Raw genomic sequence first — 13358 nt, 5'->3', positions numbered from 1 at the left:
TCAAACGTCGGGCCGGGAAACGGCGAGGCGCGCAGGCACCCCGCCGTCCCGGGCAGGTCAGCCGTCCGAAGACCGCTTCCACAGGTTGATGTCCGCGTCGGTCGCGTGGCCGTCGATTTCGGTCAGCTCCTCGGAGCTGAAGTCGAGGTTGCCGAGCGCGCCGACGTTGTCCTCGAGCTGCTTGACGCTGCTCGCGCCGATCAGCACCGACGTCACGCGGTGGTCGCGCAGCGCCCAGGCCAGCGCGAGCTGGGCCAGCGACTGCCCGCGGCGGCCGGCGATCTCGTTGAGGGCGCGGACGCGGCCCAGGCGGTCGTCGTCGAGGGTGTCCGGGTCGAGGGACTTGCCCTGCGCGGCGCGCGAGTCCGCCGGGACGCCGGTCAGGTACTTGTCCGTCAGCAGGCCCTGGGCCAGCGGCGAGAACGCGATGCAGCCCGCGCCCACCTCGTCCAGGGTGTCGAGGAGGCCGTCCTCCTCGATCCAGCGGTTCAGCATCGAGTACGACGGCTGGTGGATCAGCAGCGGTGTGCCGAGCTCCCGCAGCAGCCGCGCCGCCTCGGCGGTCCGCTCCGAGTTGTACGAGGAAATCCCGACGTACAGCGCTTTCCCGGCGCGGACGGCGCTGTCGAGCGCGCCGACCGTCTCCTCCAGCGGCGTCTCGGGGTCGAACCGGTGGGAGTAGAAGATGTCGACGTAGTCCAGGCCCAGCCGGCCGAGCGACTGGTCCAGCGACGACAGCAGGTACTTGCGGGAGCCCCACTCGCCGTACGGGCCGGGCCACATGTCGTAGCCGGCCTTGCTGGAGATCACCAGCTCGTCGCGGTAGGGCTTGAAGTCGGTGGCCAGCAGCCGCCCGAAGTTCTCCTCGGCCGAGCCGTAGGGCGGGCCGTAGTTGTTGGCCAGGTCGAAGTGCGTGATGCCGAGGTCGAAGGCGCGGCGGGTGATGTCGCGCTGGGTCTGCAGGGGCTTGTCGTGGCCGAAGTTGTGCCACAGCCCGAGCGAGATCGCGGGCAGCTTCAGCCCGGACCGCCCGCAGCGCCGGTAAGGGATCGATTCGTATCGGCCGGAAGCCGCAACGTAGGTCACGCGGCCGATGCTAACCGTCCGGGACGGACCCGGCGGTCCGGTACAGTCCGGGGTGAGCGAGCGCTTAGGAGGCCATCGGTGGGCACCGGATTCTTCACCTCCGTCGACGACGTGTCGGCGAAACTGGCCGAGGCCGGCTACCTGGCGTCGACGGCGGTGGCGACCACGGTGTTCCTCGCCGACCAGCTCGGCAAGCCGCTGCTCGTCGAAGGCCCCGCCGGCGTCGGCAAGACCGAGCTGGCCAAGGCCGTCGCCCAGGTCAGCGGCTCGCGGCTGGTGCGCCTGCAGTGCTACGAGGGCATCGACGAGGCCCGCGCGCTGTACGAGTGGAACCACGCGAAGCAGCTGCTGCGGATCACCGCCGGCCGCGACGAGACGTGGGAAGAGGCCCGCACCGACATCTTCGGCGAGGAGTTCCTGCTGCGTCGCCCGCTGCTCACCGCGATCTCCTCGGACGAGCCGACCGTGCTGCTCATCGACGAGACCGACAAGGCCGACATGGAGGTCGAGGGCCTGCTGCTGGAGGTGCTCGGCGACTTCCAGGTGACCGTGCCGGAGCTGGGCACGATCACCGCCACGCGCGCGCCGTTCGCCGTGCTGACGTCCAACGCGACCCGCGAGCTGTCCGAGGCGCTGCGCCGCCGCTGCCTGTTCCTGCACATCGACTTCCCGGACGAGGAGCTGGAGCGCGAGATCGTCCGGCTCAAGGTGCCCGGCATCAACGACGCGCTCGCGGATTCGGTCGTCCGGGTGATCGCCGCGCTGCGGGCGATGGACCTGCGGAAGCTGCCGTCGGTCGCCGAGACCATCGACTGGGCGCGCACGCTGCTCGCGCTCGGTGCGTCCACGCTCAGCGAACAGGTGGTGCGGGAGAGCCTCGGCGTCGTGCTCAAGCACCAGGACGACATCACCAAGGCCGGCGCCGGGCTCCAGCTCGAACAGGTCCTGGACGCGTCGTGACCGGCGGCGTGCCGGAGCGACTCGCGTCGTTCGTGAAGGCACTGCGGGTGCAGGGCATCCCGGCCGGCCCCGCCGAGACGGTCGACGCCGCCGCGGCGCTGGAGGTCCTCGGGTTCGACGACCGCGAGCTGGTCCGCGAGGGCCTGGCCGCGGCCCTGGTCCGCCGCGGCGGGCAGCGCGGGGTGTTCGACGCCGCGTTCGACCTGTACTTCCCGGCCGGGATCGGCACGCCCGAACGGGCTCGCGCTGAAACCACCCTCGAAGAACTGCGGGAGCAGCTCGCGGCGGCTCTCACCGCCGGTGACGAGCAGGCGCTCGCGCAGCTGGCCGGGCTCGCCGTCGACCTGCTGGGCCAGTACGGCTCGGCGTCCGGCCCGGGTGGCGGCTTCTCGGCCCACCAGACGCTCGACCGGCTCCAGCCGCAGACGCTCATCGCCCGCGTGCTCGCGGCGATGCGCGGGGGCGGCGCGCGCGGCGAGTTCACCGACCGGCTCGACCGCGACGAGATCCGCCGCCGCGTCGAAGGCTTCCGCGGCCGGGTCCGCACCGAGGCCCGCCGCCGCGCGGCCGAGGTCCGCGGCCGGGAGCGCGTCGCCAAGCACGCCATCGCGCCCGCGGCCGACCGCGTCGACTTCCTCATCGCCAGCCGCAGCCAGCTCGCCGAGCTGCGGCGCACGATCCAGCCGCTGTCCCGCAAGCTGGCGACCCGCCTCGCGGCCCGCCGCAAGCGCACGACGCGCGGGCAGATCGACCTGCGCCGCACGCTCCGGCGCTCACTCTCGACCGGCGGCGTGCCGCTGCGCCCGGCCTACCGCCACCGGCGGCCCGGGCGCCCGGAAATCGTGCTGCTGTGCGATCTTTCCGGTTCGGTGGCGGGGTTCGCGAACTTCACCATGCTGCTGGTGCAGGCGCTGCGCGACCAGTTCAGCAAGATCCGCGTGTTCGCCTTCGTCGACAGCACCGACGAGGTCACGCACCTGGTCACCACCGGCGTCGCCGACCCGGAGCAGCTCGGCGCGCGGATGCTCGCCGAAGCCGCGGTGGTGCGCTGGGACGGGCACAGCGACTACGGCGGCGCGCTGGCGGGGTTCACCGCGAACTGGCTCGACGCGGTCGGCCCGCGCACGTCGGTGCTGATCCTCGGCGACGCCCGCACCAACGGCGGCGACCCGAACCTGGACGCCGTCCGCGCGATCAAGTCCCGCGCCCGGCACGTCTACTGGCTGAACCCGGAGCGCCGGTCCCTGTGGTCGACGGGCGACTCGGCGGCGCTGGAGTACGCCGACCTCGTGGAGATGCACGAATGCCGCACGGTGCACCAGCTTTCGACGCTGGTCACCCGCTTGCTGCCGGTGTGAGCCAGGCGTCGATGTCCCGCAGCAGGTGGGTTTTCGTCGCTTCGGGGGCGAACGAAGCGTGCACGCCCGCTCGTGCGAAGTCCGCCATCACCGCGTCGTCGTAGCCGAAAGCCTGTTGTACGCGGGCGTATTCCCCGGCCAGCTGAGCGCCGGTGACCGACGGGACGTCGGTGTTCAGGGTGACCCGCAGGCCCGCGTCGAGCAGCCGGGGGAGCGGGTGCTCGGGCAGCGACGGCACCAGGCCGAGCGTGACGTTCGACGACGGGCAGACCTCCAGCGCGAGCCCGCGGTCGCGGACCTCGGCGGTCAGCTCAGGGTCGTCGAGGACGCGGATGCCGTGGCCGAGCCGTTCGGTCCGGCCGACTTCGAGGGCTTCGCGGATGCTGTCCGGCCCGGCGTCCTCGCCGGTGTGGTGCAGCAGGTGGATCCCGGCCGCGCGGGCCTTCTCGAAGAGCGCCGCGAACGGCCGGAGCGAGTGGTTTTCCTCGCCCGCCATGCCGATCGCGAACACGTCGTCGTACTTCAGCGCGAGGTCGAGGGTGCGCTCGGCGCGTTCGACCGAGCGGCGGCGGGAGTGGTCCAGCAGCAGGCGCCATTCGATCTCACCACCGTCTTTGAGTCCTTTGAGGACGGACGCGAGCGGCATGTCGAGGTCGCCCAGGCGTTCCCCGTGCGCGGCCGCGGTGAACGTGATCTCGGCGTAGCGCGTGCCCTGCGCGGCTTCGTCGGCGCAGTACTCGCGGGCGATCCGCTCGAAGTCTTCCGGCTGCTGCAGGCAGGACCGGATGAGCGCGTTGTAGTCGGCGAAGGCGCGGAAGCCGTCGAAGACGGGCTGCTCGGCCGGGACGTCGACGCCGTTGGCCGCGCCGAGTTCGCGGAGCGTGCCCGGCCGGATCGTGCTCTCGAGGTGGACGTGCAGGTGAGCCTTCGGCAGGGCGGCCAGGTCGCGCATGATCGCGAGCCTAGGTGCCGGGGCCGGGCCTGCGCTCGCAATTTTCCGGCGTCAGACGCAACCAGGGGGTTGCGTCTGATGCTGTCTCGTGCAACTCTGTGGTTGCACCGGAAACCGAAGCAAGGGGAAACGATGAACCAGGACCAGGTCGAGCAGGAGATCGTGATCGACGCGCCGATCGAGCGGGTGTGGGCGGTGCTCACCGAATCGGAGTACGTCGGCCAGTGGTTCGGCGACGGCACGCCGGCGCCGGTGGACCTGCGGCCGGGCGGGATCATCCAGCTCGACCACGGCGACCACGGCCAGTTCCCGACCAAGATCGTCTCGCTGGACCCGCCGCGCGCGTTGTCGTACCGCTGGGCCAGCGGGTTCCCGGGCGTGGTCGCCGACGAGGCCAACTCGACGCTGGTCGAGTTCACGCTGGCCGCGGAGGGTGGCAGCACGCGGCTGAAGGTGGTCGAGAGCGGCTTCACGACGCGGGCGCCGTCGCCGAACCCGTCGCCGGACGACACCCGCGAGAGCCACGAGAAGGGCTGGACGGCGGTGGTCGCGAAGCTCGGGGAGCTGTCCGAGAAACTGGCGGTATGACGACGGAGCCCGTTGCCGCCGAAGACGTCTTTTCGGCCCTGGCCGACCCGACCCGGCGCCGGCTGCTGGAACTGCTGTCCCAGCGGGGCGACGCGACGGCCACGGAGCTGGCCGGCGACCTCCCGGTGAGCCGGCAGGCGGTGGTGAAACACCTGGTGGTGCTGGACGGGGCGGGCCTGGTGAAGGGCCGCCGCGACGGCCGCGAGCGCCGCTACCAGGTCCGCCCGGACGCCCTGGCGGCCACGGCCCGCTGGATGAACCAGGTGGCGGCGCAGTGGTCCTCCCGGCTGACGGCGATCAAGCGGCTGGCGGAACAGGCCGAGCGGGACTGACGCCGACGGGCCGGGCCGCCTGCCGCCACGGGCGTGACTGGGGCCGGGACTCGCGTGACTGGGGCCGGGACTCGCGTGACCGGGCCCGGAACTCGCGTGACTGAAGCCGGAACTCGCGTGACTGGGGCCGGGACTCGCGTGACTGGGGCCGGGACTCGCGTGACCGGGCCCGGAACTCGCGTGACTGAAGCCGGAACTCGCGAGTTCCGGGCCTTATCACGTTGGTCACGGGCCGGTCACGCGGGATCGGGGCCGAACGCGGCCGAGGGAAGGCGGGTGGCCGGGGGTTTGGCGGCGGTCACACGGGGAACCTCTGGGGGGTTCGTCCGCGTTGTCAGGATGACCGCTACCGATGAGGGAGGACCACCGTGGCTTTCATGCGCAAGCTCACCGTGCTCGCCGGGGCCGCCGGCGCCGCCCGCGCCTACGCCAAGAAGAACCCCGAGAAGGTGAACCAGGCCGTCGGCAAGGCCGCCAAGTTCGCCGACGACAAGACCAAGGGCAAGTACCACCAGCAGATCGCCGGCGTCGTCCGCAAGGTCAGCTCGGTGACCGGGCCGGACGGCCGGCCGCAGCCGGGGCCGGGCCCGGCCACCCGCTAGGTCACCCGGCGCTCAGGGCCTCGAGCACGCCTTCGCCGTACTTGGCGAGCTTGTTCTCGCCGACCCCGCTGACCGTGCCCAGGTCCGCCAGTGACGACGGCCGTTGCGTGGCGATCTGGCGCAGGGTGGCGTCGTGGAAGACGACGTAGGCCGGCACGCCCTGTTCCTTCGCGACGCCGGCCCGCCAGGCCCGCAGCCGTTCGAACAGCGGGGCCGCCTCCGCGGGCATGTCCACCGCGGGGGCGGCTTTCCTGGTGCCGCGCGCCGCCTTGGCCGCGGCCGCCCGTTCGGGCTCGCGGCGCAGCATGACCTCACGGTCACCGCCCAGCACCTCGGCGCTCGCCTCGGTGAGCACCAGCGAGCCGTAGTCACCCTCGACCGCGAGCCAGCCCTGGGCCAGCAGCTGCCGCACCACCGCGCGCCACTCCGGCTCGCGCAGCTCGGTGCCGATGCCGAACGTCTTCAGCGTGTCGTGCTGGAACTGCGTGACCTTCGGCGTGGTTTTGCCGAGCAGGATGTCGATCACCTGGCCGGCGCCGAACTTCTGCCGCCGTTCGTTGCGCAGCCGCACGATGGTCGACAGCAGCTTCTGCGCCGGGATCGTGCCGTCCCACTTCTCCGGCGGGTTCAGGCACGTGTCGCAGTTGCCGCACGGCTCGGCCTTCTGCCCGAAGTAGTTGAGGATCTGCACGCGGCGGCATTCGACGGTTTCGCACAGCGCGAGCATCGCGTTCAGGTGCGCGCCGAGACGCCGGCGGTGCGCGTCGTCGCCCTCGGACGTGTCGATCATCTTGCGTTGCTGCACCACGTCCTGCAGCCCGTAGGCCAGCCAGGCCGTCGACGGCAGCCCGTCACGGCCCGCGCGCCCGGTCTCCTGGTAGTAGCCCTCGACGGACTTGGGCAGGTCGAGGTGCGCGACGAACCGGACGTCCGGTTTGTCGATGCCCATCCCGAACGCGATCGTGGCGACCACGATCAGCCCGTCTTCCCGCAGGAACCGCGACTGGTGGCGCGCGCGCACGCGCGCGTCCAGCCCCGCGTGGTAGGGCACCGCCGGGATCCCGTTCTGCACCAGGAACTCCGCGGTCTTCTCCACCGAGTTCCGGGACAGGCAGTAGACGATCCCCGCGTCCCCCTTGTGCTCGGTCTGCAGCAGTTCCAGCAGCTGGCGCTGCGGCGAGTTCTTGCCGACGATCCGGTACTGGATGTTGGGCCGGTCGAAGCTCGCGACGAAGTGGCGCGCCTCGTCGAGGTTCAGCCGGGCCGCGATCTCCTTGTGCGTGGCCTCGGTGGCGGTCGCGGTGAGCGCGATCCGCGGCACGTCGGGCCAGCGCTCGTGCAGCGCGGACAGCTGCAGGTAGTCGGGCCGGAAGTCGTGGCCCCACTGGGCGACGCAGTGCGCTTCGTCGATCGCGAACAGCGAGATCTTGCCGCGGTCGAGCAGCCGCACGGTGGATTCCACCGAAAGCCGTTCGGGCGCAAGGTAGAGCAGGTCGAGCTCGCCGGACAGGAACGCCGTTTCGACCTCCTGCCGCGCCGCGTAGTCCTGGGTGGAGTTGAGGAAACCCGCCCGGACCCCGGCGTTGCGCAGCGCGTCGACCTGGTCCTGCATCAGCGCGATCAGCGGCGAGACCACCACGCCCACGCCCGGCCGCACCAGCGCCGGGATCTGGTAGCACAGCGACTTCCCGCCACCGGTGGGCATCAGCACGAGCGCGTCGCCGCCGGCGATCACGTGCTCGACGATCTCCGCTTGGTCGCCGCGGAAGCTGTCGTAGCCGAACACGCGCCGGAGGGTCTCCAGCGCGTCGGACACGGTCGCGAACTCGGTCTCTGCCACCCGCCCGAGTCTAGAGCGGGGGTCCGACAAGTTCCGTGCGCCCTCTCCGGCGTGCCGCCGCGCCGGTGCGACACTGGAGGGGATGGACGAATACTTCCCGGTGACCGACCTGGCCGCGTATTTCACCGGCGACTGGCGGCTCGACCGCGAGATCCGTACGGCCGACGGTGAACCGGCGGGCGAGGTGACCGGCACCGCCACCTTCACCGAGGAGGGCGGCGTGCTCGTCTACCGCGAGGAGGGCGAGATGCGCCTCGGCAGCTACACCGGCCCCGTGACGCGCACGCTGCACTACCGGCCCGCCGCGCCCGGCCGCGCCGACGTCCATTTCGACCACGGCGGGTTCTTCCACGAGCTCGACCTGCGCTCCGGGCACTGGCGGACCGACCACCCCTGCCGCGACGACCTCTACCGCGGCAGTTACCGCGTGCTGGACGCGCTTCGCTGGCGGCAGGAGTGGGCGGTCCGCGGCCCGGCCAAGGACCACGTGATCGTCACCCGGTTCAGCCGGCCGCCGGGCTGAGCAGGTCGGCCAGGTCGATCCGGCGCAGGAACTCGCTCCTGATCCGGTCGCCGACCTCCGCGACCAGCCGGCCGCCGTCGTCGGACGGGTCGATGTGCGTCCGGAACGGCCGCCCGCCCTTGGGCAGGTCCACGACCCGCGCCAGCTCTTCGGCGACCGTCGCGACGTCGGCGTCGGCCGGGGTGATCTCGGCCAGCTTCCCGGCGACGTGGTCGGTCAGGCCCGCGTAGCGCTCTTCGTAGGCGGCCGCGACGTCCGTGTCGGCCGGGTGCCCGGAGTTCGGGAAGTGGTTGGTGCCCGAGGTGAACGCGCCGGGCACGATGATCGCGGTGTCGATGCCGAAGCGGGCCACCTCGGCGGCGTAGGAGACGGCGAGGCTGTCCATCGCCGCCTTCGCCGCGAAGTACGGCGCCAGGTACGGCGGTGTGCCGCCGCGGACGCTGCTGCTCGACACCCACACCAGCAGCCCGTCGCGCCGGGCCCGCAGGTGGGGGAGGGCGGCGCGGTTGACGCGCTGGGTGCCGATCACGTTCGTGTCGTACAGCTGCGCGTACTGCTCCGGGGTGAACGCCTCGGCCGGGCCGAGCACCATGTGCCCGGCGTTGTGCACCACGACGTCGAGCCGGTCGTGCTCGTCGACGATCGACGCGATGGCGGCGTCGGCCGATTCCTGGCTGGAGACGTCCAGCTCGACCGACCGCAGGTCCACGTCGTGTTCGCGGGCGAACGCGGCGGCGGCTTCGACCTGCGGCGCGTTGCGGCCGGCGGTGGCGCGCATGCCCGCGTAGACGGTGTGGCCGGCGCGGGCCAGCGCCCGGGCGGAGAGTGCGCCGATCCCGCTGGAGGCGCCGGTGACGACGATGATCTTGGACATGGTTGCTTTCCTTCCGGGACAGGGGTTTCTCAGACGATTCCGCCGTTGGCGCGCAGCACCTGGCCGTTGACCCAGCGGGCCGGGCCGGCGAGGAACGCGACGACCTCGGCGATGTCCTCGGGCTGCCCGAGGCGCTCGAGCGGCGGCTGCTTGGCCATCCGGTCGATGGTTTCCTGGTCCTTGCCGTCGAGGAACAGCGCGGTGGCGGTCGGCCCGGGGGCGACGGTGTTCACGGTGATGTCGCGGCCGCGCAGCTCGCGCGCCAGGATCATGGTGATCGCCTCGACCGCGCCCTTGGTGGCGTTGTAGACGCCGTAGCCGGGCAGGTTCAGCCCGAGCACGGACGTCGAGGTCGTGATCACCGCGCCGCCGTCGCGCACCCGCTTCGCGGCTTGCTGGGCCACGGCGAACGTGCCGCGGATGTTGGTGCGGTGCACCCGGTCCAGGACGTCGAAGTCGGTGTCCGCGATCGGCGTCGGCGCGGTCATCACGCCGGCCAGGTGGGCGACGACGTCCACGCCGCCGAAGGTGCGCTCCGCCGTGTCGAACAGGTTCGCGACCGCGTCCAGGTCGGCTACGTCGGCCCGGACCGCGATCGCCTGGCCACCGCGCCCGGTGACGGCCGCGACGGCGGCGTCGGCCTCGGCCTGGTTGCCCGCGTAGTTGACGACGACCGCCATGCCGTCGGCGGCCAGGCGCTCGGCGACCTGGCGGCCGATGCCACGGGAGCCGCCGGTGACGATCGCGACGCGGGGTTCGGTGGTGCTCATCGGTGCCTTCTTCCTCTCGGGTGGCGCTAGTAGCGCCGCTTCCGTCTTGCTGTTATCGACGATAGCACCATGGCGTTAACGGCGCTAGTGGGCTTGTGTTATCGGCGTTACATCCGGGCTGGGCGGCATCCGGCGGTACCGGCACCGCCGGACGGCCGAATCCGGAAGTCCGGGCGTGCCAACGGGTTTCGGAGCTCTGCGGGCGGGAACCCTTGGCCTATCGGGGAGCTCGACATCCTTTAAGGAGTTTTGTGCGATGCCCACATGGCTGATCGTCGTGATCGTCGTCGTGGCCGTCGCGGTGCTCGGCGCCGTGATCTGGCTGGTGACGCAGGAGATGCAGCGGAAACGCCTGCAGCAGCGGTTCGGACCGGAGTACGACCGGACGGTCGAGGAGAAGGACAGCCCGCGGGCCGCCCAGCGTGAACTGGCCGAGCGGGAACGCCGCCACAAGGAGCTCGACATCCGGCCCCTCTCGGCGTCGGCGCGCGAGCGGTACACCCGGGAATGGGCTCAGGTACAGGAAAAGTTCGTCGACCACCCGTCCAGCGCGGTCACCGAGGCCGACCAGCTCCTGGTCGCCCTGATGTCCGAGCGCGGCTACCCGACCGAAGGCTACGAGCAGCAGCTGTCCGACCTTTCGGTCCGGCACGCCAAGACGCTCGAGCACTACCGCGCCGCCCACGCGACGCAGCACGAGCGCAGCGGAGCGTCCACTGAGGAGCTTCGCGACGCGATGGTGCACTACCGCACCGTGTTCGAGGACCTGCTGACCGACGGCTCGGACGGCGCCGACCGCACCGACAGCGCTCACAGCACTGACGACGTCCGCCGCGACGAGGACCACCACGACCGCCGCAACGGTCACGACCACACCAACGGTCACGACCACAGCGAGCGCGCCGAGCACGAGAGCGCCGCGCACGACAGCACTGAGCACGACCGCGAGCACGTCCGCGGCGACAAGGTACGAGACCGCGACGGCGTACTGCCCGAGCGTGAAGCAGCCGCGCAGCCGCGGACCGAGTGGAACGGAGGACGCTGACCATGACCGAACACCTGACCCGGCACAGCGCCGAACACGATGACGACTTCGCCCACGAGGGTGACGTGCGCGAGACCGACACCGGCGGGCTCCCCGAGCACGACGGCGGCGCGGACTTCCGCGAGCCGGTGGCCGGGGAGCACGAAGGCGACCACGCCCTGAGCACCGCCGACCTGGCGTCGGCCTCGAGCCGGCCGGCGTACGGCACGGACGACACAGACACCGCCGTCGACACGGACACGGACACCGTCACGGACACCGGCACCGCCACGGACGCCGACGCCGACACCAGCGCCACCACGGACACAGTGGACACCGGTGCCGCTCCCCAGTCTGCCCGGCCGTCGAACGACACCGGCGACGACGAGCAGCCGCTGATCGACGAGGAGAAGGTCACCGGTTTCCGCGATCGCTGGCAGAGCGTTCAGGTCGGGTTCGTCGACGACCCGCAGAAGGCGGTCCGCGAGGCCGACGAGCTGGTCGCCGGCGTGATCAGCGCGCTGGCCACGACGTTCGCCGAGCACAAGAGCGAGCTGGAAGGCCAGTGGCGGCACGGCGAGCCGGCCACCGAGGACCTGCGCCTCGCGCTGCGGCGGTACCGCTCGTTCTTCGACCAGCTGCTGCCCCGCTAGCCACCACCGGTGCCGGCGTGCATGATCGATGGCACGCCGGCACACCGGTGTCCGCGAACGTGGAGGGCAAGCCGATGAACGTGGCCGATCTGCTCACAGACGGCTTCAGCAGGGTCCAGGGCTCCGTGCACGCGGCGGTGGAGGGTCTCACCGCCGAGCAGCTCGGGGCCCGCCTTGACGAGGGGGCCAACTCGATCGCCTGGCTCGTCTGGCACCTGACCCGGGTCCAGGACGACCACGTCGCCGACGTGGCCGGGGTCGAGCAGGTGTGGACCGGCCAGGACTGGGTCACCCGGTTCGGCCTGCCGTTCCCGGCGGGCGACACCGGCTACGGGCACCGCCCGGAAGACGTCGAAGCGGTCCGGGTCGCCAACGCCGAGCTGCTCACCGGGTACTACGACGCGGTGCACGAGCAGACCCTCAAGTACGTCCAGGGGCTCGACGGCCAGGCGCTCGACCGGGTCGTCGACGAGGCCTGGGACCCGCCCGTCACGCTCGGCGTACGGCTGGTCAGCGTGATCGACGACGACATCCAGCACGCCGGGCAGGCCCTGTTCGTCCGAGGGGTGCTGGAGCGTCAGTCCGCGTAGCCGTCACCGCGGTGGTCCGGGAGCCGTTGCGGCCCCGGACCTTCGGCGCCCAGCCGGTCGCCGGGGTTGGCGAGCCGGCACTTCGACAGGGACATGCAGCCGCAGCCGATGCAGTCGCCGAGCTGGTCGCGCAGCTGTTCCATCTGGCGGATCCGCGCGTTCAGGTCCTCTTGCCAGCAGCGGGAGATGCGAGCCCAGTCGGCGCGCGTGGGGGTGCGGTCGTCGGGCAGCAGGGCGAGCACCTCACGGATCGCCGACAGCGGCATCCCGACCCGCTGGGACATCCGGATGAAGGTCACCCGCCGCAGCGCGTCGCGGCAGTAGCGGCGCTGGTTGCCGGCGGTGCGCCGGCTGCGGATGAGCCCCTCGTCCTCGTAGAACCGCAGAGCCGACGCGGGCACTCCGCTGCGCCGGGACAGTTCGCCGACGGTGAGGTCGGGCAGCTTCCTGGCCGTGGCGTTCACCATGCGCTCCAGCCAACCACAGCCACGCGCTTGACTTCAAGCGAGCTTGAAGTCCCATCCTGGCCCGGACGGTGACAACGCCGCTGTGTCAAGGAGGACGCGTGTCCGAAGCCCCCGTACGGGTCGCGGTGATCGTGGGAAGTGTCCGCGAAGGACGGTTCGGCCCGGTGGTGGCGGACTGGCTGGCCGGCGTCGCGCGCGACCACGGCGGGTTCGACGTCGAGGTCGTCGATCTCGCGGAACCCGACCTGCCGCTGGCGATGCCGGCGTTCGGGACGGTGCCCGCGGCGAAGGTCGTCGCCGAGGTCGCGAAGGTGACGCCGCGGCTCGAGGCGGCCGACGCGTTCGTCGTGGTCACCCCGGAGTACAACCACAGTTATCCGGCCTCGCTCAAGAACGCCATCGACTGGCACCGGGGCGAATGGGCCGCCAAGCCGGTCGGATTCGTCTCGTACGGCGGGATCTCCGGTGGCCTGCGCGCGGTCGAGCACCTGCGGGCGGTCTTCGCCGAGCTGCACGCGGTCACCATCCGCGAGACGGTCAGCTTCCACGGCGCGCACACGCGGTTCGGCGCCGACGGCGTCCCGACCGGCGAAGGCGCGGCCGTCGCGGCGAAGGCGCTGCTGGACCAGCTCGAGTGGTGGGCGCGCTCACTGGCCGAGGCCCGCGCGGCCCGGCCTTATCCGAGCTGAGCCACCGGCGTGCGGAAGGGCGGGCAGGTCGTCGTGCTCGCCGGGGACGT

At 71.7% G+C, this 13358-nt stretch carries 16 protein-coding genes; 10 read left to right on the top strand and 6 right to left on the bottom strand.

What is annotated here, in order from left to right; all coding sequences use genetic code 11:
- Positions 1 to 57: 57 nt before the first annotated feature.
- Positions 58 to 1086, bottom strand: coding sequence for an L-glyceraldehyde 3-phosphate reductase (gene mgrA / locus ACGFMK_RS22140; RefSeq protein ID WP_392766097.1), 1029 nt, complete (start codon positions 1084 to 1086; stop codon positions 58 to 60).
- 78 nt (positions 1087 to 1164) lie between these two features.
- On the opposite strand from mgrA, the gene ACGFMK_RS22135 reads away from it, so the two are divergent.
- On the top strand, positions 1165 to 2046 hold the full coding sequence (locus ACGFMK_RS22135) for a MoxR family ATPase (RefSeq protein WP_323331340.1): 882 nt from the start codon (positions 1165 to 1167) through the stop codon (positions 2044 to 2046).
- Positions 2043 to 3404 (top strand): VWA domain-containing protein, encoded by a 1362-nt coding sequence (locus tag ACGFMK_RS22130; RefSeq protein ID WP_392766093.1) that lies wholly within the window; start codon positions 2043 to 2045, stop codon positions 3402 to 3404. The genes ACGFMK_RS22135 and ACGFMK_RS22130 overlap by 4 nt, the downstream gene beginning before the upstream one ends.
- On the opposite strand, the gene add is transcribed toward ACGFMK_RS22130, so the two are convergent.
- A complete protein-coding gene (gene add, locus ACGFMK_RS22125) occupies positions 3382 to 4356 on the bottom strand; it encodes an adenosine deaminase (protein WP_392766091.1) in 975 nt (324 codons plus the stop codon). The two genes, ACGFMK_RS22130 and add, sit on opposite strands and share 23 nt — an antisense overlap.
- A 132-nt stretch (positions 4357 to 4488) precedes the next feature.
- Between add and ACGFMK_RS22120 the strand changes: the two genes are divergently transcribed.
- The 3 genes from ACGFMK_RS22120 (at position 4489) to ACGFMK_RS22110 (ending at position 5878) form a co-directional block, all read left to right on the top strand.
- On the top strand, positions 4489 to 4944 hold the full coding sequence (locus ACGFMK_RS22120) for an SRPBCC family protein (protein ID WP_392766088.1): 456 nt from the start codon (positions 4489 to 4491) through the stop codon (positions 4942 to 4944).
- Positions 4941 to 5276, top strand: coding sequence for an ArsR/SmtB family transcription factor (locus tag ACGFMK_RS22115; RefSeq protein WP_392766085.1), 336 nt, complete (start codon positions 4941 to 4943; stop codon positions 5274 to 5276). Before ACGFMK_RS22120 ends, ACGFMK_RS22115 begins: the two co-directional genes overlap by 4 nt.
- Positions 5277 to 5653: 377 nt before the next feature.
- The gene (locus tag ACGFMK_RS22110) at positions 5654 to 5878 is read left to right on the top strand and encodes an antitoxin (RefSeq protein WP_392766082.1); all 225 of its coding nucleotides are present in this window, start codon (positions 5654 to 5656) and stop codon (positions 5876 to 5878) included.
- 1 nt (position 5879) lies between these two features.
- Here the strand turns inward: ACGFMK_RS22110 and recQ are convergent, their stop codons facing one another.
- A complete protein-coding gene (gene recQ / locus ACGFMK_RS22105; protein ID WP_392766079.1) occupies positions 5880 to 7718 on the bottom strand; it encodes a DNA helicase RecQ in 1839 nt (612 codons plus the stop codon).
- Positions 7719 to 7800: 82 nt separating this feature from the next.
- On the opposite strand from recQ, the gene ACGFMK_RS22100 reads away from it, so the two are divergent.
- Positions 7801 to 8241 (top strand): DUF6314 family protein, encoded by a 441-nt coding sequence (locus ACGFMK_RS22100; RefSeq protein ID WP_392766076.1) that lies wholly within the window; start codon positions 7801 to 7803, stop codon positions 8239 to 8241.
- Here the strand turns inward: ACGFMK_RS22100 and ACGFMK_RS22095 are convergent.
- Both ACGFMK_RS22095 and ACGFMK_RS22090 read right to left on the bottom strand, forming a co-directional pair.
- Positions 8222 to 9115, bottom strand: a complete 894-nt coding sequence (locus ACGFMK_RS22095; protein ID WP_392766073.1) for an SDR family oxidoreductase — start codon at positions 9113 to 9115, stop codon at positions 8222 to 8224. The two genes, ACGFMK_RS22100 and ACGFMK_RS22095, sit on opposite strands and share 20 nt — an antisense overlap.
- A gap of 29 nt (positions 9116 to 9144) precedes the next feature.
- Complete coding sequence (locus ACGFMK_RS22090) at positions 9145 to 9885, bottom strand: SDR family oxidoreductase (protein WP_392766071.1); 741 nt, start codon at positions 9883 to 9885, stop codon at positions 9145 to 9147.
- A 256-nt stretch (positions 9886 to 10141) separates the two neighbouring features.
- On the opposite strand from ACGFMK_RS22090, the gene ACGFMK_RS22085 reads away from it, so the two are divergent.
- From ACGFMK_RS22085 to ACGFMK_RS22075, 3 genes are all read left to right on the top strand, one after another.
- Complete coding sequence (locus tag ACGFMK_RS22085; protein WP_392766068.1) at positions 10142 to 10930, top strand: hypothetical protein; 789 nt, start codon at positions 10142 to 10144, stop codon at positions 10928 to 10930.
- A gap of 2 nt (positions 10931 to 10932) precedes the next feature.
- Complete coding sequence (locus tag ACGFMK_RS22080; protein WP_392766065.1) at positions 10933 to 11562, top strand: hypothetical protein; 630 nt, start codon at positions 10933 to 10935, stop codon at positions 11560 to 11562.
- A gap of 74 nt (positions 11563 to 11636) precedes the next feature.
- Positions 11637 to 12152 (top strand): DUF664 domain-containing protein, encoded by a 516-nt coding sequence (locus ACGFMK_RS22075; protein WP_392766193.1) that lies wholly within the window; start codon positions 11637 to 11639, stop codon positions 12150 to 12152.
- Here the strand turns inward: ACGFMK_RS22075 and soxR are convergent.
- Complete coding sequence (gene soxR, locus ACGFMK_RS22070) at positions 12140 to 12619, bottom strand: redox-sensitive transcriptional activator SoxR (RefSeq protein WP_392766063.1); 480 nt, start codon at positions 12617 to 12619, stop codon at positions 12140 to 12142. The two genes, ACGFMK_RS22075 and soxR, sit on opposite strands and share 13 nt — an antisense overlap.
- A 98-nt stretch (positions 12620 to 12717) precedes the next feature.
- Between soxR and ACGFMK_RS22065 the strand changes: the two genes are divergently transcribed.
- A complete protein-coding gene (locus ACGFMK_RS22065; protein WP_392766060.1) occupies positions 12718 to 13308 on the top strand; it encodes an NADPH-dependent FMN reductase in 591 nt (196 codons plus the stop codon).
- Positions 13309 to 13358: the final 50 nt, after the last annotated feature.

Source organism: Amycolatopsis sp. NPDC049252 (genome assembly GCF_043197175.1).
GTDB lineage: Bacteria > Actinomycetota > Actinomycetes > Mycobacteriales > Pseudonocardiaceae > Amycolatopsis.
The sequence above is the reverse complement of the archived record's forward strand: the minus strand, read 5'-3'. Positions and strand labels throughout refer to the sequence as shown.

Coding starts and splice junctions, on each gene's coding strand:
- add (WP_392766091.1), bottom strand. CDS start 4,356: ATGCGCGACCTGGCCGCCCTGCCGAAGGCTCACCTGCACGTCCACCTC.
- ACGFMK_RS22120 (WP_392766088.1), top strand. CDS start 4,489: ATGAACCAGGACCAGGTCGAGCAGGAGATCGTGATCGACGCGCCGATC.
- ACGFMK_RS22115 (WP_392766085.1), top strand. CDS start 4,941: ATGACGACGGAGCCCGTTGCCGCCGAAGACGTCTTTTCGGCCCTGGCC.
- ACGFMK_RS22110 (WP_392766082.1), top strand. CDS start 5,654: ATGCGCAAGCTCACCGTGCTCGCCGGGGCCGCCGGCGCCGCCCGCGCC.
- ACGFMK_RS22100 (WP_392766076.1), top strand. CDS start 7,801: ATGGACGAATACTTCCCGGTGACCGACCTGGCCGCGTATTTCACCGGC.
- ACGFMK_RS22095 (WP_392766073.1), bottom strand. CDS start 9,115: ATGTCCAAGATCATCGTCGTCACCGGCGCCTCCAGCGGGATCGGCGCA.
- ACGFMK_RS22090 (WP_392766071.1), bottom strand. CDS start 9,885: ATGAGCACCACCGAACCCCGCGTCGCGATCGTCACCGGCGGCTCCCGT.
- ACGFMK_RS22085 (WP_392766068.1), top strand. CDS start 10,142: ATGCCCACATGGCTGATCGTCGTGATCGTCGTCGTGGCCGTCGCGGTG.
- ACGFMK_RS22080 (WP_392766065.1), top strand. CDS start 10,933: ATGACCGAACACCTGACCCGGCACAGCGCCGAACACGATGACGACTTC.
- ACGFMK_RS22075 (WP_392766193.1), top strand. CDS start 11,637: ATGAACGTGGCCGATCTGCTCACAGACGGCTTCAGCAGGGTCCAGGGC.
- soxR (WP_392766063.1), bottom strand. CDS start 12,619: ATGGTGAACGCCACGGCCAGGAAGCTGCCCGACCTCACCGTCGGCGAA.